General features: G+C 70.0%; 23 protein-coding genes. 13 read left to right on the forward strand and 10 right to left on the reverse strand.

The genetic code is table 11. The annotated features are described in order from the left end of the window. Positions 1-10: 10 nt before the first annotated feature. The 6 genes from OCT48_RS00500 to OCT48_RS00525 all read right to left on the reverse strand — a co-directional run bounded on the left by OCT48_RS00500 (position 11) and on the right by OCT48_RS00525 (position 5,233). Entirely contained in the window at positions 11-730 is a 720-nt protein-coding gene (locus OCT48_RS00500) for an FKBP-type peptidyl-prolyl cis-trans isomerase (RefSeq protein WP_263590859.1), read from the reverse strand. Positions 731-868: 138 nt separating this feature from the next. Continuing rightward, on the reverse strand, positions 869-1,312 hold the full coding sequence (locus OCT48_RS00505) for a universal stress protein (RefSeq protein ID WP_263590860.1): 444 nt from the start codon (positions 1,310-1,312) through the stop codon (positions 869-871). A gap of 198 nt (positions 1,313-1,510) precedes the next feature. Then, positions 1,511-2,794 carry a TRAP transporter large permease gene (locus tag OCT48_RS00510; RefSeq protein ID WP_263590861.1) on the reverse strand — a complete coding sequence of 428 codons (1,284 nt, stop codon included), beginning with the start codon at positions 2,792-2,794 and terminating at the stop codon, positions 1,511-1,513. Positions 2,795-2,824: 30 nt separating this feature from the next. Continuing rightward, positions 2,825-3,403 carry a TRAP transporter small permease gene (locus OCT48_RS00515; protein WP_263590862.1) on the reverse strand — a complete coding sequence of 193 codons (579 nt, stop codon included), beginning with the start codon at positions 3,401-3,403 and terminating at the stop codon, positions 2,825-2,827. Positions 3,404-3,590: 187 nt separating this feature from the next. Next, on the reverse strand, positions 3,591-4,619 hold the full coding sequence (gene dctP / locus OCT48_RS00520; RefSeq protein ID WP_263590863.1) for a TRAP transporter substrate-binding protein DctP: 1,029 nt from the start codon (positions 4,617-4,619) through the stop codon (positions 3,591-3,593). 86 nt (positions 4,620-4,705) lie between these two features. Continuing rightward, positions 4,706-5,233 carry a TIGR02444 family protein gene (locus OCT48_RS00525; RefSeq protein WP_263590864.1) on the reverse strand — a complete coding sequence of 176 codons (528 nt, stop codon included), beginning with the start codon at positions 5,231-5,233 and terminating at the stop codon, positions 4,706-4,708. 53 nt (positions 5,234-5,286) lie between these two features. On the opposite strand from OCT48_RS00525, the gene OCT48_RS00530 reads away from it, so the two are divergent. Beyond that, positions 5,287-7,230: an ABC-F family ATP-binding cassette domain-containing protein gene (locus OCT48_RS00530; RefSeq protein WP_263590865.1), complete on the forward strand. Its 1,944-nt coding sequence runs from the start codon at positions 5,287-5,289 to the stop codon at positions 7,228-7,230. Positions 7,231-7,246: 16 nt separating this feature from the next. On the opposite strand, the gene OCT48_RS00535 is transcribed toward OCT48_RS00530, so the two are convergent. From OCT48_RS00535 to thiD, 4 genes are all read right to left on the reverse strand, one after another. Beyond that, the gene (locus OCT48_RS00535) at positions 7,247-8,644 is read right to left on the reverse strand and encodes a uracil-xanthine permease family protein (protein ID WP_263590866.1); all 1,398 of its coding nucleotides are present in this window, start codon (positions 8,642-8,644) and stop codon (positions 7,247-7,249) included. 101 nt (positions 8,645-8,745) lie between these two features. Beyond that, the gene (dtd, locus tag OCT48_RS00540; RefSeq protein WP_263590867.1) at positions 8,746-9,186 is read right to left on the reverse strand and encodes a D-aminoacyl-tRNA deacylase; all 441 of its coding nucleotides are present in this window, start codon (positions 9,184-9,186) and stop codon (positions 8,746-8,748) included. A gap of 217 nt (positions 9,187-9,403) precedes the next feature. After that, positions 9,404-10,249, reverse strand: a complete 846-nt coding sequence (locus OCT48_RS00545) for a universal stress protein (RefSeq protein ID WP_263590868.1) — start codon at positions 10,247-10,249, stop codon at positions 9,404-9,406. A 74-nt stretch (positions 10,250-10,323) separates the two neighbouring features. Then, complete coding sequence (gene thiD / locus OCT48_RS00550) at positions 10,324-11,145, reverse strand: bifunctional hydroxymethylpyrimidine kinase/phosphomethylpyrimidine kinase (protein WP_263590869.1); 822 nt, start codon at positions 11,143-11,145, stop codon at positions 10,324-10,326. A 63-nt stretch (positions 11,146-11,208) separates the two neighbouring features. Between thiD and OCT48_RS00555 the strand changes: the two genes are divergently transcribed. The 12 genes from OCT48_RS00555 (at position 11,209) to nuoL (ending at position 23,632) form a co-directional block, all read left to right on the forward strand. After that, on the forward strand, positions 11,209-11,643 hold the full coding sequence (locus tag OCT48_RS00555; RefSeq protein ID WP_263590870.1) for a YqaA family protein: 435 nt from the start codon (positions 11,209-11,211) through the stop codon (positions 11,641-11,643). A 144-nt stretch (positions 11,644-11,787) separates the two neighbouring features. Next, on the forward strand, positions 11,788-12,210 hold the full coding sequence (locus OCT48_RS00560; protein WP_263590871.1) for an NADH-quinone oxidoreductase subunit A: 423 nt from the start codon (positions 11,788-11,790) through the stop codon (positions 12,208-12,210). Positions 12,211-12,267: 57 nt separating this feature from the next. Further along, positions 12,268-12,948, forward strand: coding sequence for an NADH-quinone oxidoreductase subunit B (locus tag OCT48_RS00565; RefSeq protein ID WP_263590872.1), 681 nt, complete (start codon positions 12,268-12,270; stop codon positions 12,946-12,948). Between the two features lie 42 nt (positions 12,949-12,990). Next, complete coding sequence (gene nuoC / locus OCT48_RS00570; protein ID WP_263590873.1) at positions 12,991-14,760, forward strand: NADH-quinone oxidoreductase subunit C/D; 1,770 nt, start codon at positions 12,991-12,993, stop codon at positions 14,758-14,760. A gap of 2 nt (positions 14,761-14,762) precedes the next feature. Then, complete coding sequence (nuoE, locus tag OCT48_RS00575; RefSeq protein WP_263590874.1) at positions 14,763-15,287, forward strand: NADH-quinone oxidoreductase subunit NuoE; 525 nt, start codon at positions 14,763-14,765, stop codon at positions 15,285-15,287. Continuing rightward, positions 15,284-16,633 (forward strand): NADH-ubiquinone oxidoreductase-F iron-sulfur binding region domain-containing protein, encoded by a 1,350-nt coding sequence (locus OCT48_RS00580; RefSeq protein WP_263590875.1) that lies wholly within the window; start codon positions 15,284-15,286, stop codon positions 16,631-16,633. The genes nuoE and OCT48_RS00580 overlap by 4 nt, the downstream gene beginning before the upstream one ends. Positions 16,634-16,635: 2 nt before the next feature. Continuing rightward, positions 16,636-19,371, forward strand: a complete 2,736-nt coding sequence (nuoG, locus tag OCT48_RS00585; protein WP_263590876.1) for an NADH-quinone oxidoreductase subunit NuoG — start codon at positions 16,636-16,638, stop codon at positions 19,369-19,371. Next, positions 19,368-20,348 carry an NADH-quinone oxidoreductase subunit NuoH gene (nuoH, locus tag OCT48_RS00590; RefSeq protein ID WP_263590877.1) on the forward strand — a complete coding sequence of 327 codons (981 nt, stop codon included), beginning with the start codon at positions 19,368-19,370 and terminating at the stop codon, positions 20,346-20,348. Before nuoG ends, nuoH begins: the two co-directional genes overlap by 4 nt. 14 nt (positions 20,349-20,362) lie before the next feature. Beyond that, positions 20,363-20,902 carry an NADH-quinone oxidoreductase subunit NuoI gene (nuoI, locus tag OCT48_RS00595; protein WP_263590878.1) on the forward strand — a complete coding sequence of 180 codons (540 nt, stop codon included), beginning with the start codon at positions 20,363-20,365 and terminating at the stop codon, positions 20,900-20,902. A gap of 29 nt (positions 20,903-20,931) precedes the next feature. Continuing rightward, positions 20,932-21,465: an NADH-quinone oxidoreductase subunit J gene (gene nuoJ / locus OCT48_RS00600; protein ID WP_263590879.1), complete on the forward strand. Its 534-nt coding sequence runs from the start codon at positions 20,932-20,934 to the stop codon at positions 21,463-21,465. Beyond that, a complete protein-coding gene (nuoK, locus tag OCT48_RS00605) occupies positions 21,462-21,770 on the forward strand; it encodes an NADH-quinone oxidoreductase subunit NuoK (protein WP_263590880.1) in 309 nt (102 codons plus the stop codon). The genes nuoJ and nuoK overlap by 4 nt, the downstream gene beginning before the upstream one ends. Before the next feature lie 11 nt (positions 21,771-21,781). Next, positions 21,782-23,632: an NADH-quinone oxidoreductase subunit L gene (nuoL, locus tag OCT48_RS00610; protein ID WP_263590881.1), complete on the forward strand. Its 1,851-nt coding sequence runs from the start codon at positions 21,782-21,784 to the stop codon at positions 23,630-23,632. The last annotated feature ends 39 nt before the right edge of the window (positions 23,633-23,671 follow it).

Below are 23,671 nucleotides of genomic sequence, written 5' to 3' on the forward strand. Positions count from 1 at the left end.
GCGCGTCGCATCACCCTTCGCCGCTGTTGCTTTGCGCCTCGTCAGCGGGGGTCACGTCGAGGAGCTCGACCTTGAACACCAGGGTCTCGTGGGGACCGATGGGGCCCTGCCCCTGGGCACCGTAGGCCAGCTCGGAGGGGATCACGACCTCCCAGGTGTCGCCTACGCTCATCAGCTGCAGGGCTTCCTGCCAGCCCTCGATGACCTGGCCGACCCGGAAGCTGACCGGCTCGCCGCGCTCGTAGGAGCTGTCGAAGACGGTGCCGTCGATCAACTGGCCCTCGTAGTGGACCTCGACGGTGTCGTCGGCACCGGGCGTGGCGCCGTCGCCGGACTCGAGCTCGCGATACTGCAGGCCGGAGTCGGTGACGGTCACGCCGTCCTGCTCGGCGTTCTCGTCGAGGTAGGCCTGGCCCTCGGCCTTGTTGGCCTCGGCCTTCTGCTCGGCCTCGGCGGCGCGAGCCTCCATGGCCTGCTGCTGGAACTGGCTCAGGGCGGCGGCCATCTCCTCGTCGCTCATGGCCAGCTCGTTGCCCTCGAAGACATCGCGGATGGCCTGGGTAAAGGTATTGATGTCCAGGTCCTCGACATCCTGCTGGATGCTCTTGCCGAGGGTCACGCCGAGGCTGTAGCCCAGTCGCTCCTCGTCGGTCTCGGGCGCGGCGGCCAGGGCCAGCGGGGCGGCGGTCAGCAGGGCCGTCAGGGAAGCGGTAGTCAGCAGTCTCTTCATGAAAAAACCTTGAGCTCCGGCGCCTTGGCGCCATGGGTGTGAGGAATCTCTGGGACTCTAACAGGGCCGGGCCGGTTCCGCATCCGCCGCACGGAAGCGGAACCGGCCCGACGTCGGAGCAACGATGGGGGCAAGGACTCAGACGACCAGGGTGGGGCAGTGGGCAGAGCCGGCGACCCGCTGGGCGACGCTGCCCAGCAGCAGGCCCTTTTCGCCGTTGGTGCCCTGGGCGCCGATCACGATCAGGTCGCACTCCCGCTTGCGGGCGAAGCGCACGATGGTACGGGAGGGGCGGCCACCCTTGACGAAGGCGCGGATCCTGTCCGCCGGCACCCCGAGCTCGGTGGCATGGGCCTTGGCCTGCACCGCGATCTCGGTGGCGTACACCTTGAGCACGTCGTCGGGCAGTTCGAGCTTCTCGGGCCGCACCATGGAGAGCGAGGCCTCCAGCAGACTGTGGTGCTTGAACACGCACAGCAGGTAGAGCTCGGCGCCGGTGAGCCGTTGCAGACCGACGGCCTTGTCCAGCGCCTTGATGGCGCCCTTGGAGCCGTCGACCGGCACCATGATCCGATGGAACATCGTCGCCTCCCTCCTACGCTTTGTCTGAAAACTGCCTGCGCTCGCCCATCCGGCGTTAAAAATCGGCTCGTGCGCGAGCCCGGTCAAAGTACTCATTTACACCGCGTAAACTCGCACGCGAGCCCGGTCTGTCTTATCGCCGATTTTTGCCTTGTCTGGCCATCGCTCGCCGACTTTTCAGACAAAGCTTAGGGTCAGCTACCGAAAGGCCAGATCGCGCAGGAACAGGGCGATCTGCGGGAACATGATCAGCAGGGCCGCGGCCAGGATCAGCAGGAAGACGAACGGCGGCGTCCCCTTGATCACGTCCAGGTAGGGCCGCTTGAAGATGGCGATGGCGGTGAAGATATCGCAGCCGAAGGGCGGCGTCGCCGAGCCGATGGCCACCTGCAGGGTGATCAGGATGCCGACCAGCACCGGATCCAGGCCGGTGGCTTCCACGGCCGGGGCGAAGATCGGGGTCAGCACCAGGATGACCACGATGGGGTCGACGAACATGCAGGCCACGAAGAAGGCGATACAGATCGCGATCAGTACCCCGGTGGGCCCCGCCTCGTTGATGCCCACGGCCTCGAGGATCGCCTGGGGGATCTGGGCGAAGGAGATGATCCAGGAGAAGCCGTTGCCCACCGCCACCAGGATGAACACCACGGCGGTGATCAGGCCGGTGGACTTGGCGATGGCGTAGATGTCGCCCACCTTCAGGGAACGGAAGACGACGAACTCCAGCAGGATGGCGTAGAGCACGCAGGCCGCGGCCGCCTCGGTGGGGCTGAAGATGCCGCCATAGATGCCGCCGACGATGATCACCGGGAAGCCCAGCGGCCAGAGGGCCATGCGTACCGCACTCAGGCGCTCGCGCCAGTTGGACCTGGGCTCGGTGGGCACGTCGCGCACCAGCGCATAGATCACGCAGTAGACGGAGAACATCAACAGGATCAGCAGCCCCGGCCCGATGCCGGCGATGAACAGCTCGCCGATGGAGGTGCCGGAGATGACCCCGTAGATGATCATGCCGATGCTGGGCGGGATCAGGAAGGCGATATCGCTGGAGTTGATGATCAGCGCCAGGGTGAAGGAATCCGAATAGCCGGCCTTGAGCATCTTCGGGCGCAGCGGCGAGCCCACCGCCACCACGGTGGCCTGGGTGGAGCCGGAGACGGCACCGAACAGGGTGCAGGAGGCCGCGGTGCTGACCGCCAGGCCGCCCTTCACGTGGCCGATGAAGGACATCACCATGTTGATCAGCCGGTCCGCCGACTGGCCGCGGGTCATGATGTCGGCGGCGAGGATGAACATGGGCACCGCGATCAGCGAGGCCGGCCGAATGCCCGCCATCATCTGCTGGATCAGGGTGTCCATCTGCCCGAGGCCGTTGAACATCATGTAGAAGCCGATGACCGCCGCCGTGATCAGCGGGATCATCATCGGAAAGCCCAGCAGCAGCAGGGCGATCATGGTGGTGACCATTATGGTTGTCATGGTGTGCTCTCCTGGGCACCGGGCCCTGCGTCAGACTTCCGTTTCCGTATCCTTGTAGCCGTCGACTACCGTGGTCGACAGGTAGACATCGTGGGATGTCATGTTCTTGATGGCGGTGAGCAGGTACTGGATACCGGTGATCAGGAAGCCCAGGGGGACCCAGACATAGATGATGAAGATGGGGAAGCCCAGGGCCGGCAGGATGCGCCCCTTGTCGTAGAGGTCAAGGATATAGATGACCGAGTAATACAGCAGGAAGAACATCACCAGGGAGGTGAACAGCGAGATCACGATCATCAGGGCCCGGCGGCCGCCCACCGGCAGGGCATCGTAGATCGCCGACATGCGGATATGGCGGCCGTGGCGCGCCGCATAGCCGATACCGGCGAAGGTGATCATGATGATCAGGATGCGGTTGATCTCGCCGGAAAAGAAGATGCTGGAGCCGAGCACGAAGCGGCCGAAGACGTTGGTGATGGTATTGGTGGCCATCAACAGCACGCCCACGGCGAGGATGACCGCCTCGACCTTGCTGATGAAGGTATCGATGGTGCCGAGGAACCCCGGCAGTCCGGAGCGGTAGTGCTTCTCGGAATCTTCGTCGGTCATGGCCGTACTCCCTTGCAGCGGACATGGCGGAAAACCGGCATCCCTGTCGAGCAGCGTAATGGCTCGCGTCGTGTCGGGGCACCCGCGGGATCAACGTTGCGTGAACGCTGATGGACGGGGGCCGGAAACAAAGCGGGGGCAGCTTGGCTGCCCCCTCCCGTGGGTGCTTGGCGGCCGTGGGCCGGGATCAGCCCTGATCCTGCCCCTCCACGGCCTCGAGGTCGGCCTTGAACTGCTCGAGCAGCGCCTTGCCGTCCTCGCCGGTCATCTCGAGGAACTTGTCCTCGACCTGGGGCGCGCGCTCCTTGAAGGCCTGGATCTGCTCGTCGGTGAGGCGCGTCACCGTGACCTCGTCGGAGGCCTCCTGGATCTTGGCCAGCGATTCCTCGGCCAGGCCCTGGATGTGCTCGATGGTGTGGTCATAGGCCGCGTCGGATGCGTCCTGCACCAGTTGCTGGTCCTCCTCGGAGAGGCCCTCGTAGAAGTCCAGGTTGGCCATCATGGCGGTGGTGAACCAGCCATGCCCGGTGAAGGTCAGGTGCGGGGAGACCTCGTAGAGGCCGCCGGACTCGATCCAGAAGATCGGGTTCTCCTGGCCGTCGATGATGCCGGTCTGCAGACCGCCGTAGACCTCGCCCCAGGGCAGCGGCGTGGCGGTGGCGCCGAAGGCGTTGTAGGTCTCGGCGAGCAGCGGGTTGGTCATCACGCGGATCTTCTTGTTGTCGAAGTCCGCGGGCTCGGTGATTGGCTCGTCGGCGGTGACCACCATCTCGCCTTCCGGATACATCTTGAGCAGCTTCAGGCCATGCTCGGCGTAGAGCTCAGGGAACATCTCGTTGATGGCCTTGCTCTCGTCGAAGAACTGAAGCACCGTCTCCATGTCGGTGGGCATCAGGTAGGGGATGAAGAAGATCTGCGCCGCGGGGATGAGGGAGCCGGTGAAGCCGGGTGACTGGTTGACGAACTGCAGGATGCCGTTCTGGGTCTGCTCCATGATGTCGTCGGACTCGCCGAGCTCACCGAAGCGGTAGACCTGTACGCTGTGGTCGGAGTTTTCCTCCACGTAGCGCTTGAATTCCTGGGCGAAAACGTCCTGTACATCACCCTCGTACTCCTCATGGGCATAGCGCCAGTTGTCCGCATAGGCGGCGGAGGACATGCCCAGTACCACGGCGCCGATGCCGGCGGTGGCCAACAGCTTGTGTGACGTCTTCATATAGCTTCCTCTGCTGATATGGCCGGAGAATCAAGGTGATATCGCCCGGCGTAAACGATGGTTTTATTGTTGCAGGTGAATTCAGGCTAGCTGGGGGGGCAGGAGGGGTCAAGCTGGCCTTCCAACGTTCTCAAGGCAAAAAGATGCGATTTTTTCTGTAGTTGCGAAACAAGAGGCAGGACGGTTTCGAGTCCCGGGACGGGCTGCGAGAGGGGGCGCAGGGCGTGGCCGGCGAGGCTGTGTTCCTCGAGGCGGACGAGCGCCTCGCGCTCGGCATCGAGTTCGCACGCCTTGAGGCGCTCGCGCAGGGCGGCGACCCCCGCCCGGTGACGCGCCTCGTCCTTCAGGGCACGGCGCAGCCGGCGCAGCGGTGCCGTGACCTCGGCCTGCCAGCGGCCGACCGCCTCGGGAGCCTCGCCGGTCGCCAGGCCGTGCCGATAGAGCCAGCAGCGCCAGAGCAGCTCGGTCACGTCGATGCCGGCGTCGTCCTGGAGGTGCAGGCAGGCGGTCTCGACTCCTGGGCGGCCATAGAGGGCCAGGGCGAAGTCCCACAGCGGGCTGTTGGCCAGGCGGGACCGCAGAGTCGACGGCAATTCGGTAGAATCGTCGGTCATGACACGGTTGTCGTCGCCATGGCGGCAGCCTCACGCATCAGAGTGGAGCCTGCATGATCGCACTGCGCCAAGTTTCCCTGCAACGCGGCACCCAAGCGCTGTTCGAGGACGCCGACCTGACCCTGCATGCCGGTCACAAGGCGGGCATCGTGGGGCCCAACGGTGCCGGCAAGTCGAGCCTGTTCGGCCTGCTGCTCGGTGCGCTCGCCCCGGACCGCGGCGAGCTGGAGATGAGCGGGGGCCAGCGCATCGCCCATATGGCCCAGGAGGTGGAGGCGCTGGAGCGCAGCATCCTCGATTACGTGCTCGACGGCGACCGGGTCCTGCGCGACACCGAGGCGGCCCTGGAGGCGGCCCGGGCCCGCGGCGACGATCATCGCGAGGCGGAACTGCACGGTGCCATCGAGGCGCTGGATGGCTACAGCGCCCCGGCCCGGGCGGCTCAGCTGCTGGTCGGGCTGGGTTTCGGCCAGGCCGACCTGGACCGCCCGCTGGCGGACTTCTCCGGTGGCTGGCGGATGCGCGTCAACCTGGCGCGCACCCTCTTCATGCCCTCCGACGTGCTGCTGCTCGACGAGCCCACCAACCACCTGGACCTCGACGCCCTGCTGTGGCTGGAGCAGTGGCTGACCCGCTATCCCGGGACCCTGCTGCTGATCTCCCACGACCGCGACTTCCTCGACGCCGTCTGCGACCATATCGTGCACTTCGATCGTCGCCGCCTGGTGCTCTATCGGGGCAACTATTCGACCTTCGAGCGCACCCGCGCCGAGAAGCTGGCCCTGCAGCAGGCCGAGGCCGCCAAGCAACAGGCCCGCAAGGAGGAGATCGAGCGCTTCGTGGCGCGCTTCCGCTACAAGGCCACCAAGGCCCGCCAGGCCCAGAGCCGGCTGAAGATGCTCGAGCGCATGGGCGACATCGCCGTGGCCCACGCCGACTCGCCCTTCCACTTCACCATCCCCGCCGCCGACAGGACCTCCCATCCCCTGCTGGTGCTGGACGAGGCCGCGCTCGGCTATGCCGGCGAGGACGGCGACACCGTGCAGCTCGACCACGTCAGGCTGGCCCTCCAGCCGGGCCAGCGCATCGGCCTGCTGGGACCCAACGGCGCCGGCAAGTCGACCCTGATCAAGTCGCTGACCGGTGAGCTGCCGCTGCTGGCCGGGCGCCGGGTGCCCGGCGAGCACCTGGCCATCGGCTACTTCGCCCAGCACCAGCTGGAGAGCCTGGATCTCTCGGCCACCCCCTTCATGCACGTCCAGCGGCTCTCCCCGCGGGCCGCCGACCTCGATATCCGCAACTTCCTGGGCGGCTTCGGCTTCCACGGCGACGACGTCTTCGCGGACGTGGCACGCTTCTCCGGCGGCGAGAAGGCCCGGCTGGCGCTGGCCCTGGTGGCCTGGCAGAAGCCCAACCTGCTGCTGCTCGACGAGCCCACCAACCACCTGGACCTGGAGATGCGCGAGGCGCTCACCGAGGCGCTGGCGAGCTTCGAGGGCACGGTGATCGTGGTCTCCCACGACCGGCACCTGCTGCGGGCCACGGTGGACGAGTTCTGGCGGGTGGCCGACCACCGCGTGACCCCCTTCGACGGCGACCTGGACGACTACCGGGCCTGGCTCAAGACGCGCCTCGAGCAGGAGCGCCGCGAGGCGCGGGTGGAGAAGGCCGAGCGCCAGGACGCCGGCGAGGCGCCCCGGGAGGATCGCAAGGCGGCGCGTCGGGCCGCCGCCGAGCTGCGCGAGAAGCTCCGGCCCCTCAAGCGCGACCGCGACCGGGCCGAGCGCGAGATGGAGACGGTGCAGCAGGCCCTGGCCGGCGTGGAGGCGAGCCTGGCCGAGGCCGAGCTCTACACCGACGAGGCGCGCAAGGACGAGCTCACCGCGCGCCTCGCCGAGCAGGGCGAGCTGGCCGCGCGGCTCGAGGCCCTCGAGCAGGAGTGGCTGGCCGCGGAGGAGGCCCTGGAGCGGCTGGCCGCCGAGCTCCAGGCGCCCTGACCGGAAGCGGCGCGGCTCAGGACGAGGCCTTGCGCTGCTGGCCTCCCGTCGCCTCGGGCGATGCCTGCATCTGCTCGGCGATGTCCTCGCGCTCGCGGCGCTCGTCGTCGAGGCTCTTGCGGGGCAACACCAGGTTCAGGGTGATCGCGACCAGCGCCGCCACCACGATCGGCGAGCCGCCGATGACCAGCCGGACCATCTCCGGGAAGCCGGCGATGGCCTCCGGCGCGGCATAGATGCCCAGGCTCAGCGCCAGGGCCAGGCTGGCGATGGTGATGTTGCGCGACGACAGCTCGTCCCGGGTCAGCAGCTGGATGCCGGTCATGGTGATCATGCCGAACACCGTGACGGTGGCCCCGCCCAGCACCGGGTAGGGAATGGTGGTCATCATTGCGCCGAACTTGGGCACCAGCCCCGCCAGCAGCATGAAGGCCGCCGCCAGGGCCAGCACGGTGCGACTGATCACCTTGGTCATCGCCACGATGCCGACGTTCTGGCTGTAGGAGGCGGTGGGCAGGGCCCCGAACAGCGAGCCCAGGGTGGTGCACAGGCCATTGCCCAGCAGGCCGCCGGAGAGCTCCTTGCGGCCCAGCTCGCGGTCCATGCCGCCCACCGTGGTGGCCGAGAGATCGCCGATGGTCTGCACCGAGTTGATCACGCAGATGATCACCAGCGAGACGATGGCCGCGGGATGGAAGGCCAGCTCGAAGGGCAGCAGCCGTGGGGCGCTGAACCAGGCGGCCTCGTGGACCGGCGAGAAGTCCACCATGCCCATCGCCAGGGCCAGGCCGTAGCCCACCAGGATGCCGCAGATGATCGCCGAGAGCTTGAGGAAGCCCCGGGCGAACTGCGAGACGACCAGCACCACCCCCAGGGTCACCCCCGCCACCTGCCAGTGCCGCGGTTCCCCGTAGCCGGCCTGGCCGATGCCGCCGGCCATGTAGTTGATGGCGATGTCGTAGAGCGACAGGCCGATCACCAGCACCACGGTCCCGGCCACCACGGGCGGGAAGAAGTGGCGGATGTGCTGGATGCCCATGCCGACCAGGATCATCGCCACCCCACCGATCACCTGGGCGCCGAGGATCCCCTCGATGCCGTACTGGGCGCCCACGGCGGTCAGCGTCGGCACATAGGCGAAGCCCACGCCGAAGATGGTGGGCAGGCGGGCCCCGAAGCGGCGTAGGCCGTAGAGCTGGAGCAGGGTGGAGACCCCGGAGGCGAGCAGCGAGATCTGGATCAGCCACATGGTGTCGCCGAGGGAGGCGCCCACGGTGCCGGCGACGATGATGGGCACGGTCACGGTGCCCATGATCATCGCCAGGATGTGCTGCAGCGACAGCGGCAGGGCACGAGCCAGCGGGGGCCGTCCCTGGAACTCGAAGACGGACGTGCTGTTGCGGGGAGTAGACATGGAGACAATCACCACTTGTTTTTGTACACAATCTATCCTGTGTACTTTTTCCACCCCATGCAACCCATTTCCATTCCATTTTCCTACGACCAAGGTAGGGGTCAGTGGCTCTCCAGCAGGAAGGTCACCGGGCCGTCGTTGACCAGCGCCACCTGCATGTCGGCACCGAACTCGCCGGTGGCCACCCGCGGCCAGGCGGCCCGGGCCCGCTCGACCAGCCGCTCGAACAGGCGCTCCCCCTCGGCCGGGGGGGCGGCACTGGAGAAACTGGGGCGCAGCCCCTTGCGGGTATCGGCGGCCAGGGTGAACTGGGAGACCAGCAACAGGCCGCCATCGACTTGCTGCAGGTTACGGTTCATCTTGCCGTCCGCATCGCCGAACACCCGGTAGTGCAGCAGCTTGTGCAGCAGTCGCTCGACCTGGGGCTCGTCGTCGCCTTTCTCGACGCCGACCAGGGCCAGCAGGCCGTGGTCGATGGCACCGGTCTCACGACCGTCCACGGTCACGCTGGCATGGCGCACGCGCTGGATCAGGGCTTTCATGGGGGGCTCCCTCGTTGGCTGAAGCCCGGGAGCCTAGCATGGCCCGGTCTCAGCGCCCCAGCCGGGCATCGTGGCTGGGGGCCGCGGCCAGCACCAGGACGGCCAGCAGGCGGGGGAGAGCGATGCGGGGGTGGGCACGGGACGCCTCCACGTGGGGAACGGCATCCCGTGATGACAGCGCCTTTCTGTAGGAGTTCTGTATAGGGTGTGGTCGTCGCTACCAGGCGCGGCAGAGCATGATGTCGCAGTGGGGTTCGGCCAGCAGCCGCTCGGTGATCTGGCTGTGGCGGCCCAGCTGGCCGCGGCTGCCCAGGGCCAGCAGGTCGGGAGGCTGGCGCCGCAGGTGGGTCATCAGCACGTCGAGGGGATCGCCCTGTTCCAGCACCAGCTCCAGGTCGGGCACGTCATCGAGCTCGCTCATCAGCTGCTCGGTCTCCTCTTCGAGGTGGCGGCGCAACTGCTCCACCTCGCGATCCCGCCAGCGCGCGTAGTCGGTATCGGACCCGAGCTCCCGCTCGCCGGGAATGTTCCAGGCATGCAACAGCGTCAGGCGGCCCTCGGGGAAGCGCTTGAGGGTCTCGCGCAGGGTGTGCCGGGAGGTCAGCGAGAAGTCCACCGGCACCAGGATGTCGTGCCACTCCTGGGTGGGCGGATGGCTGACCGAGAGCACCGGGCAGGGGGCGCTGCGCAGCACCCGGGCCAGGGTGGTGCCGGCGACCAGGTCGGGCTGACCGCGCTTGCGATGGGCGCCGAGGATGATCATGTCGGCCTCGCGCTCATGGGCCTCGCGGATGATCTCGGCATAGGGCTCGCCGGCCACCGTCTGGATCAGGCTGGCCGGCTCGTCCAGGGCATAGTCCTCGCGGATGTCGGTCAGGGTGGCGGCAATGTCCGCCACCACCGCCTCCTCGAGGTCGTGCAGCACCCGCCGCGGCAGATAGGGGTCGAGCACGTGGACGATGTCGAGGCGGGCGCCGGTCTGGTTGGCCAGGCGGATGGCCCGGGCGAAGGCGGCGCGGTTCTCGGCCGAGAGGTCACAGGCAAACAGCAGGGTGCGGGACATGGCACAACCCTCAGGACGCCGGAGATCACCGTCTCAGCATGGGCGGCCCCGGCGCGGGGCGCAAGCCGGATGCGCTACCACCAGGCGTGGAAGTGATGCACGGGGCCTCGGCCCTGACCCACGGCCAGGCGCCGGCTGGCCTCGAGGGCCGCATGCAGCCAGCGCTTGGCCTCGCCGATGGCGGCGGTGATGGCCTCGTCCGAGGCATCCGGCGGCAGGTGGGCGAGGCGGGCGGCGATGGCCGAGGACAGCGCGCAGCCGGTACCGTGCAGGTTGTCGGTGGCGATGCGCGGCGCCGGCAGCCAGGCGCTACCCGCGGGCGTGGCCAGCAGGTCCGGGCAGCCCTCGCCGCTCAGGTGGCCGCCCTTGAGCAGCACATAGGGCGCCTTCAGGGCCTGCAGGCCGGGCAGCATGGCCTCCATGGCATCCGGGGTGCGCGGGGCCTCGGTGTCGAGCAACACCGCGGCCTCGGGCAGGTTGGGGGTGATGACGTCGGCCAGCGGCACCAGCACATCGCGCACCGCGGCGATGCCGGCGGCATCCACCAGGATGTCACCGCTCTTGGCCACCATCACCGGGTCGAGCACGATCCAGCGCGGCCGGTGCCGGCGCAGCGCCGCGGCGATCGTCTCGGCCACCTCGCGGTCGGCGACCATGCCGATCTTCACCGCATCGATATGCACGTCCTCGAGCAGGTTGTCGAGCTGCTCGGCGATCACCGGCGCCGGGACCGGGTGCACCGCGGCCACGCCCCGGGTGTTCTGGGCGATCACCGCGGTGATGACGTTGGTAGCATAGGTGCCCAGCGCCGAGAGGGTCTTGAGGTCGCCTTGCAGCCCGGCGCCGCCGGAGGGGTCGGAGCCGGCGATGGTCAGGGTATGGGGAATGGAGGACATCGTCTTGTCATCTTGTCGTCGTGAATCGGCGCTCAGCATACTGCAGCCGGCCGGGGCTCGGCCATGTTGAGCCTGTTCCTGGTGGCGCTGGCCAGCGCCACCCTGCTGCCCGGCGGCTCCGAGGTGTGGCTGGCCCGGCAGTGGTGCCAGGACCCGAGCTGGCTCGGGCTGTGGGCAGTGGCCACCGCCGGCAACAGCCTGGGCAGCCTGATCAACGTGGCCCTGGGGCGCTATGCGCGCCACTTCCAGGCGCGGCGCTGGTTCCCCGTCTCGCCGCGGGGGCTGGCGCGGGGCGAGCGCTGGTACCACCGCTACGGCGAGTGGAGCCTGCTGCTGGCCTGGGCACCGGTGATCGGCGATCCGCTCACCGTGCTGGCCGGGATCTTCCGCCTGGCCTGGTGGCGAGCGGCGGCGCTGATCGTCGTCGCCAAGGGCGGCCGCTATGCCGTCGTGCTGTGGCTCGCCGAGGCCTGGCTGGCGCCGCTGTGCCGAGCATGAGACGCGCGCCGGCCTCGCGCAAAACCCCGAGCATCTTCTAGGCTTGTCGATACGGCGCGGCCACGCCGGGCGACGGTGGGCCGCGGTGAACGATCGAGGCCGGCGCTGAACGACCGGCCAAGGATCCGGCGGCGAGGGCCTGCCATGGAGCAAGACGCCACAGCACTGGTTGCCGAGCACTGGGCCATCGGGCTCTTCCTGCTTGCCGTGGCCACCCTCTGTGCCCTGATGATGGGGCTCTCCAGCCTGCTCGGCGGACGCAGTCGCGGCCCCAGCAAGACGCTCCCCTTCGAATCCGGCGTGACGGGCGTCGGCAGCGCCCGTCACCGCTTCTCCGTCAAGTTCTACCTGGTCGCGATGCTATTCGTGATCTTCGATATCGAGGCCGTCTTCCTGTTCGCCTGGGCCGTGTCGGTGCGCGAGGTGGGCTGGGCCGGCTTCTGGGCCGCGGCGCTGTTCATCCTCGTGCTGCTGGCCGGACTGCTCTACGACAGCCGGGTGGGCGTGCTGGACTGGGCGCCGAAGGGACGGGGCCGTCCCGCCCCGGTGCGCCGGCCCGACGCCTGATCCGTTCCATGATGTCGCCATGACCCGGCCAGGCGGCCGGGCCGAGGGAGGTGCCCGATGCAGTACACGTTGACGCGCGCCGAGGCGGACGAGCCGCCTGACGGCGCCCGCTACCCCTTGGGCGAGAGCCGCTCGACCCCGGATCCCCTGCGCGACCAGGTGCACCGCAGCGTCTTCACCGGCCGGCTCGAGGAGATCCTCCACTCGGCGGTCAACTGGGGGCGCAAGAACTCGCTGTGGCCCTACAACTTCGGCCTGTCCTGCTGCTACGTGGAGATGACCACGGCCTTCACCGCCCCCCACGACATCGCACGCTTCGGGGCCGAGGTCATCCGCGCCTCGCCGCGGCAGGCCGACGTCATGGTCATCGCCGGGACCTGCTTCCTCAAGATGGCGCCGGTGATCCAGCAGCTCTACGACCAGATGCTCGAGCCCAAGTGGGTGATCTCGATGGGCTCCTGCGCCAATTCCGGCGGCATGTACGACATCTACTCGGTGGTCCAGGGGGTCGACAAGTTCCTGCCGGTGGACGTCTATGTGCCGGGCTGCCCGCCGCGCCCCGAGGCCTTCCTGCAGGGCCTGCTGCTGCTCCAGGAGGCGATCCAGCAGGAGCGGCGCCCGCTGTCCTGGGTGGTCGGCGACCAGGGGGTCTACCGGGCCGAGATGCCCTCCCAGCGCGAGCGCTGGCGGGAGCAGCGCATCCAGGCCACCGAGCTGCGCTCGCCGGACGGCATCTGAGCCGACCGTCACTTCGACACCGATACGGGAGGATCCACCGCCATGCGCCTCGCGTCGCCATCGCCCCGCAGTGAGGCCGACCCCGTCGTCGAGACCCTCATGCAGCGCTTCGGCGACCGCGTGTGGGTCGAGCCGGACAGCCAGACCGGCATGCCGGTGCTGTGGCTGGAGCGGAGCTGCCTCCTCGAGGCCCTGGCGGCGCTGCGCGACCCGCCGGCGTCCTTCGCCATGCTGTTCGACCTCTCGGCGGTGGACGAGCGCCTGCGCGACCATCGCGAGGGCCTGCCGGCGGCGGACTTCACGGTCTTCTACCAACTGCTGTCGGTGGCGAGTAACCGCGATGTGATGCTCAAGGTGGCGCTGGACGGCGCCGACCTCGAGGTGCCTAGCTGTGTCGGGGTGTTCCCCAACGCGGCCTGGTACGAGCGTGAGGTGTGGGACATGTTCGGCATCCGCTTCACCGGGCACCCGCACCTGACGCGGCTGCTGATGCCGCCGACCTGGCAGGGCCATCCGCTGCGCAAGGACCACGCGGCCCGCGCCACCGAGTTCGATCCCTACACCCTGACCGTGGCGAGCCAGCAGCGCGAGCAGGAGGCGCTGCGCTTCGACCCGGAGGCCTGGGGCATGCGCCGCCAGCGCGAGGACACCGAGTTCATGTTCCTCAACCTCGGCCCCAATCACCCCTCGGCCCACGGGGCCTTTCGCATCATCCTGCAGCTCGACGGCGAGGAGATCGTCGACTGCGTGCCGGATATCGGCTACCACCATCGCGGCGCCGAGAAGATGGCCGAGCGCCAGACCTGGCACAGCTTCATCCCCTACACCGACCGCATCGACTACACCGGCGGGGTGATGAACAACCTGCCCTACGTGCTCGCGGTGGAGAAGCTGGCCGGCATCGAGGTGCCGGCGCGGGTGGCGACCATCCGCGTGATGATGGCCGAGCTGTTCCGCATCTCGAGCCACCTGCTGTTCCTGGGGACCTACCTCCAGGACCTGGGGGCCATGTCGCCGGTGTTCTATACCTTCACCGATCGCCAGAAGGCCTACGAGGTCATCGAGGCGATCACCGGCTTTCGCATGCACCCGGCCTGGTATCGCATCGGCGGCGTCGCCCAGGACCTGCCGCGGGGCTGGGATACCCTGATGCAGGGTTTCGTCGACTGGATGCCGAAACGCCTCAGGGAATACGAGCGGTCGATGATGGACAACGCCATCGTCCGCGAGCGCACCCGCGACGTGGCCGCCTTCGACAGCGCGGAGGCCCTGGCCTGGGGCGTGACCGGCCCCAACCTGCGGGCCACCGGGCTGGACTTCGACCTGCGCAAGCGCCGCCCCTATTCCGGCTACGAGCAGTTTGACTTCGAGGTGCCCCTGGGCAGTCGCGGCGACGCCTTCGACCGCGGCCGGCTGCGCATCGAGGAGATGCGCCAGAGCCTGCGCATCCTCCAGCAGTGCATCGACCACATGCCCGCCGGCGACTACAAGGCCGACCACCCCTTGACTACGCCGCCGCCCCGGGAGCGCATGCTGCAGCACATCGAGACCCTGATCACCCACTTCCTGCAGGTCTCCTGGGGGCCGGTGCTGCCCCCCGGCGAGTCGCTGGCGATGGTCGAGGCCACCAAGGGCATCAATGGCTACTACCTGACCAGCGATGGCGGCACCACCAGCTACCGGACCCGGATCCGCACGCCCAGCTTCCCGCACCTGCAGCAGATCCCGGCGCTGATGCGCGGCGGCTTCGTGCCGGACCTGATCGCCCACCTGGGCAGTATCGACTTCGTGATGGCCGACGTGGACCGCTGATCATGCCCGAGACCCCGACACCCCCGCCCCGTGCCCCCATCGCCTCCGACGGTGACGGCTTCGTGCTCGACGCCGCGGACCGCCGGGCCATGTGCCGTGAGCGCGACCACTACGAGCAGCCCCAGGCGGCCTGCATCGAGGCGCTCAAGATCGTCCAGCGCCGCCACGGCTGGGTGCCCGACGGCGCCATCCCGGCGATTGCCTCGGCGCTGGGCATCGGCGTCGCCGAGGTGGAAGGCGTGGCGACCTTCTACAGCCTGATCTTCCGCCGGCCGGTGGGCCGCCACGTGATCCTGCTCTGCGACAGCAGCTCCTGCTTCCTCTGCGGCTTCGCCGAGCTGCGGGCCGCCCTGGAGGAACGGCTGTCGATCGGCTACGGCCAGACCACCGCGGACGGCCGCTTCACGCTGCTGCCGGTGTGTTGCCTGGGCGCCTGCGACGGCGCCCCGGCGCTGATGATCGACGACGACACCTATGGTCCGCTGGCCCCCGACGACCTCGACGCGCTGCTGGAGGGCTATCCATGAGCGTCGCGCCCCGCTATCGCAGCCGGCTGCGCGAGGCGCCCGCCGAGCGCCGCGCCGAGACCCATCCGCTGACCTGGCGGCTGCGCGAGGATGGCCGGCGGGTCGCGCTCGACGACTACCAGGCCCGGGACGGCTACGCCGCGGTGCGCGAGGTGCTCGGCGAGGGAACGCCCGAGACGGTGATCGCCACCATGCAGGCGGCCAACGTGCGCGGCCGGGGCGGGGCCGGCTTCTCCGCCGGCACCAAGTGGAGCCTGACCCTGACCGGCGGCGACCTGCCGCGGGGCTACCTGGTGTGCAATGCCGACGAGATGGAGCCCGGGACCTTCAAGGATCGCGTGCTGATGGAGCAGCTGCCCCACCTGCTGATCGAGGGCATGATCCTGGCCGGCTTCGCCAACCGTTCGCGGCAGGGCTACATCTTCCTGCGTGGCGAGTACCGCGAGGCCGCCCGGGCCCTCGCCCTGGCCCTCGAGGAGGCCCGCGACGCCGGCTGGCTGGGGCCGGACATCGCCGGCAGCGGCTTCGACTTCGACATCGCCCTGCATACCGGCGCCGGGCGCTACATCTGCGGCGAGGAGACGGCGCTGATCAGCTCCCTGGAGGGACATCGCGCCAATCCCCGGGCCAAGCCGCCCTTTCCCGGGCAGTCCGGGGCCTGGGGCAAGCCCACCGTGGTCAACAACGTCGAGACGCTGTGCAACGTCCCGGGGGTGATGCGTCACGGCGCCGACTGGTACCAGGCGCTGTCCGGGGGGCTCAGCGAGGACGGCGGCACCAAGCTGTTCGGGGTCTCGGGGCGGGTCGCCCGGCCGGGGCTCTGGGAGCTGCCCATGGGCACCCCCGCCGGCGAGCTGCTGGAGCGCGCCGGCGGGCTGACCGGTGGCCGCTGCCTCAAGGCCTGGCTGCCCGGGGGCGCGAGCACCGGCTTCCTGCTGCCGGAGCACCTCTCGCTGGCGCTGGACTTCGACACCATCGGTGACGCCGGCAGCCGCCTGGGCACCGGCCTGTTGACGGTGGTGCCCGACGACCAGCCGATGGTACCGCTGCTGCGCAACCTCGAGGCCTTCTTCGCCCGGGAATCCTGCGGCTGGTGCACGCCCTGCCGCGATGGCCTGCCCTGGACGGTGAGGCTGCTGGCGGCCCTGGAGCGTGGCGAGGGCGAGCCGGGCGATGTCGAGCTGCTCGAGGACCTGGCCCGGGACCTCGGCCCCGGCCGCACCTTCTGTGCCCATGCCCCGGGGGCGGCGATGCCGCTGGCGAGCGCCCTGGCCCACTTCCGCGACGAGTTCACGGCCGGCATCGCCTCGTCGCGCGCCCCGCGCGCCGTCGGCGAGGAGGGCTGAGCATGGCGACGATCCACGTGGACGGCATCGCCTACCGGGTCGACGGCGACGACAACCTGCTCGCCGCCTGCCTGTCGCTCGGCCTCGACCTGCCCTACTTCTGCTGGCACCCGGCGCTCGGCAGCGTGGGCGCCTGTCGCCAGTGCGCGGTCAAGCAGTACCGCGATGCCGACGACGAGCAGGGCAGCCTGGTGATGGCCTGCATGACCCCCGCCGCCGACGGCACCCGGCTGTCGATCGACGACGCCGAGGCCCGGGCCTTCCGGCGCGGGGTCATCGAGTGGCTGATGCTCAACCACCCCCATGACTGCCCGGTGTGCGAGGAGGGCGGGCATTGCCACCTGCAGGACATGACGGTGCTGACCGGCCATGCCCGGCGGCGCTACCGCTTCACCAAGCGCACCCACCGCAACCAGGACCTGGGGCCCTTCCTCGGTCACGAGATGAACCGCTGCATCACCTGCTACCGCTGCGTGCGCTTCTATCGCGACCATGCCGGCGGCGAGGACCTCGGCGCCTTCGGCGCCGGCGACAACATCTACTTCGGGCGCCACCGCGACGGCGTGCTGGAGAGTCCCTTCGCCGGTAACCTCAGCGAGGTGTGCCCCACCGGCGTCTTCACCGACCGCCCGCCGGACGATCACTACACCCGCAAGTGGGACCTGCAGTTCGCCCCGAGCGTCTGCCACCAGTGCGCGGTGGGCTGCAACATCAGTCCCGGCGAGCGCTATGGCGAACTGCGCCGGGTGGAGAACCGCTACCACGGCGAGGTCAACCGCTTCTTCCTCTGCGACCGCGGGCGCTACGGCTACGGCTACGTCAATCGCGACGACCGCCCGCGGCTGCCCGAGTGGCGCGAGGCCCCGGGGGCGGCGACCGTGACCCTGGAGGTCGATCCCGCCCTGGACCGGGCGGGCGACCGGCTGCGCAGTGCCCGTCGGGTGATCGGCATCGGCTCCCCCCGGGCCAGCCTGGAGAGCAACCATCGGCTGCGCGAGCTGGTCGGGGCGGAGCACTTCTCGCTCGGCGTCACCGCCGCCGAACGGGCCTGCCTGGCGACCATGGCCCGGCTCCAGCGGGAGTGCGGGCTGCCCACCCCGAGCCTGCGCGAGGTCGAGGCCCATGACGCGGTGCTGGTGCTCGGCGAGGACCCCCTGGCGAGCGCCGCCCGGCTGGGGCTCGCGCTGCGCCAGGCGGTGCTCGGCCGCCGCGAGGCGCTGGCCGCGGAGCGCGGCATCCCGGCCTGGAACGCCGAGGCGGTCAAGACCCTGGCCCAGGACCGGCGCCATCCGCTGTTCATCGCCTACCCGGCCGCGACCGGCCTGGATGGCCTCGCCGAGGCCGGCTGGCGCCTCGCGCCGGCCGATATCGCCCGCCTGGGCGCCGCCGTGGCCCATGCCCTGGACCCCGCGGCGCCGGCGGTGGCGACCCTCGAGCCGGGGCTGGCGGCCGCCGCCCGGCGCATCGCCGCGGCCCTGCTCGCCGCCGAGCGTCCCCTGGTGGTCAGCGGCGATGCCCTGGGCTCGACGGCGGTGCTCGAGGCGGCCGGCAACGTCGCCCGGGCCCTGGCCCGGCGGGCCCGCCCGGGCGGCCTCAGCCTGATCCGCGCCGAGGCCAACAGCACCGGGGTGGCGATGCTCGGCGGCGAGCCCCTGGAATGGGTCCTCGACGAGATCGAGGCGGGTCGCGCCGACGCCCTGCTGGTGCTCGAGAACGACCTGCATGCCCGGCTGCCCGGCGAGCGGCTCGAGCGCGCCCTGGCGGCGCTGGCCACCCTGGTGGTGCTGGATCACCAGCGCACCGCCGTCTGGGCCCGGGCCGGGATCGGCCTGCCGGCGGCGAGCTTCGCCGAGGGCGACGGCACCCTGGTCAGCCTGGAGGGCCGCGCCCAGCGCTTCTTCCAGGTGTTCGAGCCGCGCGTGCTGCGCCCCGAGAGCCGCATCCGCGAGAGCTGGCGCTGGCTGCATGCCCTGCAGGGGACGGTGCAGCGCCGCCGGGTCGGGGACACCTGCCTCGACGACGAGACCCAGGACTGCGCGCGACACCATCCGGCCCTGTCGGCCATCGTCGAGGCCGCGGACCATGCCGACCACCGGGTCCAGGGGCTGCGCCAGGCCCGCGCGCCGCACCGCTACAGCGGCCGCACCGCGCTGCGTGCCCACCTGGCGGTCGGCGAGCCGCGCCCGCCGCAGGACCCGGACTCGCCCTTCGCCTTCTCCATGGAGGGCTATGCCGGCGCCGGGCGACCCCAACGGGAGAATGCCTTCGCCTGGGCCCCGGGCTGGAACTCCCCCCAGGCCTGGAACAAGTTCACCGACGAGGTCGGCGGCCATCTGCGCGCCGGCGATCCCGGGCGGCGCCTGCTGGGCCCCGTGCCCGGGAGCTACGCCTATGCCCGGGCCGTCCCGGAGGGCTTCGTCCGACGTGATGGCGAGTGGCAGCTGGTGGTGCTGCCGCGGTTGTTCGGCGGCGAGGAGACCTCACGGCGGGCACCGATGATCGCCGCCCGGGCGGTGGCCCCGTCGCTGCAGCTGGCGGCGGCGGATGCCGCCCGGCTGGGGCTCGCCGAGGGCGACCGGCTGGCGCTGGTCACCCCGGTCGGACGGCTGAGCCTGCCGCTGTGCTGCTCGACCGGGCTGGCGCCCGGCCTGGTGGGCGTGCCGGCCGGCCTGGTGCCGGGCCTCGCCACCGGCCAGTGGGGCCGGCTCGAGCCCGCCGGCGAGGGGGGGCGCCCATGACCCTGCTCACCCCCGAGGTTGTCGCGGTGCTCGTCGCCATGCTCCAGGCCCTGGTCATCCTGCTCGGGGCGGTGCTGCTGGGGGCGGTGCTCACGGTGGTCGAGCGGCGCCTGCTGGGGCTGTGGCAGGACCGCTACGGTCCCAACCGGGTGGGGCCCGCCGGCTCACTGCAGCTGGTCGCCGACATGATCAAGATCTTCTTCAAGGAGGACTGGATCCCGCCCTTCGCCGACCGCGGCCTCTTCGTGATGGCGCCGGCCATCGCCATGGCGTCGCTGCTGCTGTCGTTCATGATCATCCCCTTCACCCCCGACTGGGGAGTGGCGGACTGGCATATCGGCCTGCTGTTCTTCCTCGCCATGGCCGGCATCAACGTCTATGCGGTGCTGCTCGGCGGCTGGGCGAGCGGCAACAAGTATGCGCTGATCGGCGCCATGCGGGCCTCGGCGCAGACGCTCTCCTACGAGGTGTTCATGGGCCTGGCCCTGATGGGCGTGGTGGCCATGGCCGGCTCCTTCAACCTGCGCGAGATCGTCGCGGCCCAGCAGGGGCTGTGGTTCATCCTGCCGCAGTTCCTCGGCTTCGCGACCTTCCTGATCGCCGGCATCGCGGTGACCCACCGCCATCCCTTCGACCAGCCCGAGGCCGAGCAGGAACTGGCCGACGGCTACCACATCGAGTACGCCAGCATGAAGTTCGGGATGTTCTTCATCGGCGAGTACATCGGCATCCTGCTGGTCTCGGCGCTGATCGTGACGCTGTTCCTGGGCGGCTGGCTGGGCCCCTGGCTGCCGCCCTGGCTGTGGTTCGCGATCAAGACGCTGGTGCTCGTGGTGCTGTTCATCCTGTTGCGCGCGGCCCTGCCGCGGCCGCGCTACGACGGCGTGATGAGGTTCGGCTGGAAGGTCTGCCTGCCGCTGACCCTGGTCAACCTGCTGGTGACCGGAGCGGTGATCCTGCTCGCCGCGCCGCCCTGAGAGGAGGAAAGACGATGCTGATGTGGCTGATCAAGGGCACCGGCTCGCAGCTCAGGACGCTGTACATGATCTTCATGCACGGCTTCCGCCGGCGCGAGACGGTCAACTATCCGGACGAGGCGGTCTACCTGCCGCCCCGTTACCGGGGGCGCATCGTGCTGACCAGGGACCCGGACGGCGAGGAGCGCTGCGTGGCCTGCAACCTCTGCGCGGTGGCCTGCCCGGTGGACTGCATCGCCCTGCAGAAGGGCGAGAAGGACGACGGGCGCTGGTACCCCGAGACCTTCCGCATCAACTTCTCGCGCTGCATCTACTGCGGGATGTGCGAGGAGGCCTGCCCCACCTCGGCGATCCAGCTGACCCCCGACTTCGAGATGAGCGAGTACCGACGACAGGAGCTGGTCTACGAGAAGGCCGACCTGCTGATCGACGGTCCCGGCAAGGATCACGACTACCATTTCTACAAGGTGGCGGGCCTGGCGATCGCCGGGAAGGGCAAGGGCCAGGCCAGCGACGAGCGGGACCCGGTGGACGTCAGGACCCTGCTGCCCTGAGCCGCCACCCCCCACCACGGGAGACTGACATGGAAATCGCCTTCTACCTGAGTGGTCTGGTCGCCATCCTGGCGACGCTTCGCGTCATCACCCACACCAATCCGGTGCACGCCCTGCTCTACCTGATCGTCTCGCTGATCGCCGTGGCGATGGTGTTCTTCGCCCTCGGCGCGCCCTTCGCCGGGGCCCTGGAGATCATCGTCTATGCCGGCGCGATCATGGTGCTGTTCGTCTTCGTGGTGATGATGCTCAACCTCGGCGGTGCCGCCGTCGCCCAGGAGCGGGCCTGGCTGCGGCCGTCGACCTGGCTGGGGCCGGCGCTGCTGGCCGTGCTGTTGCTGGTCGTGCTCGTCCTCGCGCTCTGGCGAGGCGACGGCGGCCGGACCATCGCCGGCGAGCTGCTGACCGCCAAGGCGGTGGGCATGACGCTGTTCGGCCCCTGGCTGATCGCCGTGGAGCTGGCGGCCCTGCTGCTGCTGGCGGCCCTGGTCACCGCCTCCCATGTGGGCCGCCTGGCGAGCCGGGACGGCGCCGGGACGGCGCCGGGGGAGGACCGCTCATGAGCGGCGTCCCCATGGCGCATGGCCTGGCGCTGGCGGCGACGCTGTTCGCCCTGGGCCTGGCGGGACTGATGATACGGCGCAATATGCTGTTCGTGCTGATGAGCCTGGAGATCATGCTGAATGCCGCCGGGCTGGCGTTCATCGTCGCCGGGACCGCCTGGGGACAGCCCGAGGGCCAGGCCATGTTCCTGCTGGTGATCACCCTGGCGGCGGCCGAGGCCAGCGTGGGCCTGGCCCTGCTGATCCAGCTCCAGCACCGCTTCCGCACGCTGGATGTCGATGCGGCCGACCGGATGCGCGGATGATGGAGGCCCCGATGGCGCTGCTGCCCCTGACCTTCCTGCTGCCCCTGGCCGGCACCCTGGTGCTGGCGCTGTGGCGCCGCGGCCCCGGCGAGCGGGCCTGTGCCCTGGTCGGGGTGACCAGCGTGGGGCTGGCGGCCCTGGTCACCGCCGGGCTGACCGCGCGTTTCCTCGACGACGGGGCCGCCGGCCTGACCCTGTGGACCTGGATCGCCGTCGGCGACTTTCGCCCGACCATCGGCCTGTGGCTCGATGGCCTCTCGCTGACCCTGCTCGGCGTCATCACCGGCGTGGGCCTGCTGATCCACCTGTTCGCCGCCTGGTACCTGAGCGGCGAGGGCGGCAGCCGGCGCTTCTATGCCTACATGAACCTGTTCGTGGCCAGCATGGTATTGCTGGTGCTGGGCGACAACCTGCTGCTGCTGTTCCTCGGCTGGGAAGGCGTGGGGCTGTGCAGCTACCTGCTGATCGGCCACTACTACCGGACCGCCGCCAACGGCTGGGCGGCCTTCAAGGCCTTCATCGTCACCCGCATCGGCGACGTCTTCCTGGCCCTCGGCCTCTTCCTGCTGTTCCACGAGCTGGGCACCCTGGACATCGCCGAGCTCCTGCGCCGGGCCCCCGAGGCCTGGACGCGCGGCGACCCCATGGCCTCGCTGGCGGCGCTGCTGGTGCTGGGCGGGGCGCTCGGCAAGTCGGCCCAGCTGCCGCTGCATACCTGGCTGGCCGACGCCATGGCCGGCCCCACCCCGGTGTCGGCACTGATCCATGCGGCGACCATGGTCACCGCCGGCGTCTACCTGATCGCGCGCCTGCATGGCCTCTTCGTGCTGGCCCCGGCGGTGCTCCTGCTGGTCGGCGTGATCGGCGGTCTGACGCTGCTGATGGCGGGCTTCGCCGCCCTGGCCCAGACCGACATCAAGCGGGTACTGGCCTACTCGACCATGAGCCAGATCGGCTACATGTTCCTGGCCCTCGGCGTGGGCGCCTTCGAGGCGGCGATCTTCCACCTGATGACCCATGCGTTCTTCAAGGCGCTGCTGTTCCTCTCCGCCGGGGCGGTCATCGTCAACTGCCACCACGAGCAGGACATGCGCCGGCTCGGCGGGCTGTGGCGGCGCCTGCCGCTGGCCTACGCCGGCTTCCTGGTCGGCGGGGCGGCCCTGGCCGCGCTGCCGCTGGTCAGCGCCGGCTTCTACAGCAAGGACGAGATCCTCTGGCAGGCCCTGGCCGCGGGACGGGGCGGGCTGCTGCTGGCCGGCCTGCTGGGGGCCCTGCTGACCTCCCTGTATACCCTGCGGCTGATCGTGCTCACCTTCCACGGCGAGGCGAGAAGCGATGCCGCGCGCCAGGCCCGGCCGGGGCGGGGCCTCGTCCATGGCCTGCCCCTGGTGGTGCTGGCGGTGCTCTCGACCGCCGTCGGCGCCGGGATCGCCCCGCCCCTGGCGGGCCTGTTCCCGGCCAGCCCGGGGGCGGGCGCCCATGGCGGCCACGGCCTGCTGGAGGCGGTCGCCGCGGCGACTGCGCTGGCCGGGATCGGCCTGGGGGCCTGGCTGTGGGGCCGGCGCCGGGCCTGGCTCGGGCGCGTCGTCGCCCGGGGCTGGGGCGCCCGGCTGTGGCACTGGTGGCACCAGGCCTGGGGCTTCGATGCGCTCTTCGAGGCGCTGCTGGCTCGGCCCTACCGCGGGCTGGTGCGCCGGCTGCACGGCGATGCCATTGACGCCGGCTGGCAGCTCCTCGCCGCCCAGGCCTGGTGGATGCACCGCGGCCTGTCACGGACCCAGAGTGGCCGCTTGCGCCGCTATGCCACCGCCATGGTGGTCGGCGCGACCCTGGTCCTGCTGGGACTGACCGTCGGCGACTGAGGAGCGCGATTTGAGGCATTCACGCGAGGGACGAGTACG

Origin of the sequence: Halomonas sp. M4R1S46, assembly GCF_025725685.1 — a bacterium.
Taxonomy (GTDB): domain Bacteria; phylum Pseudomonadota; class Gammaproteobacteria; order Pseudomonadales; family Halomonadaceae; genus Halomonas.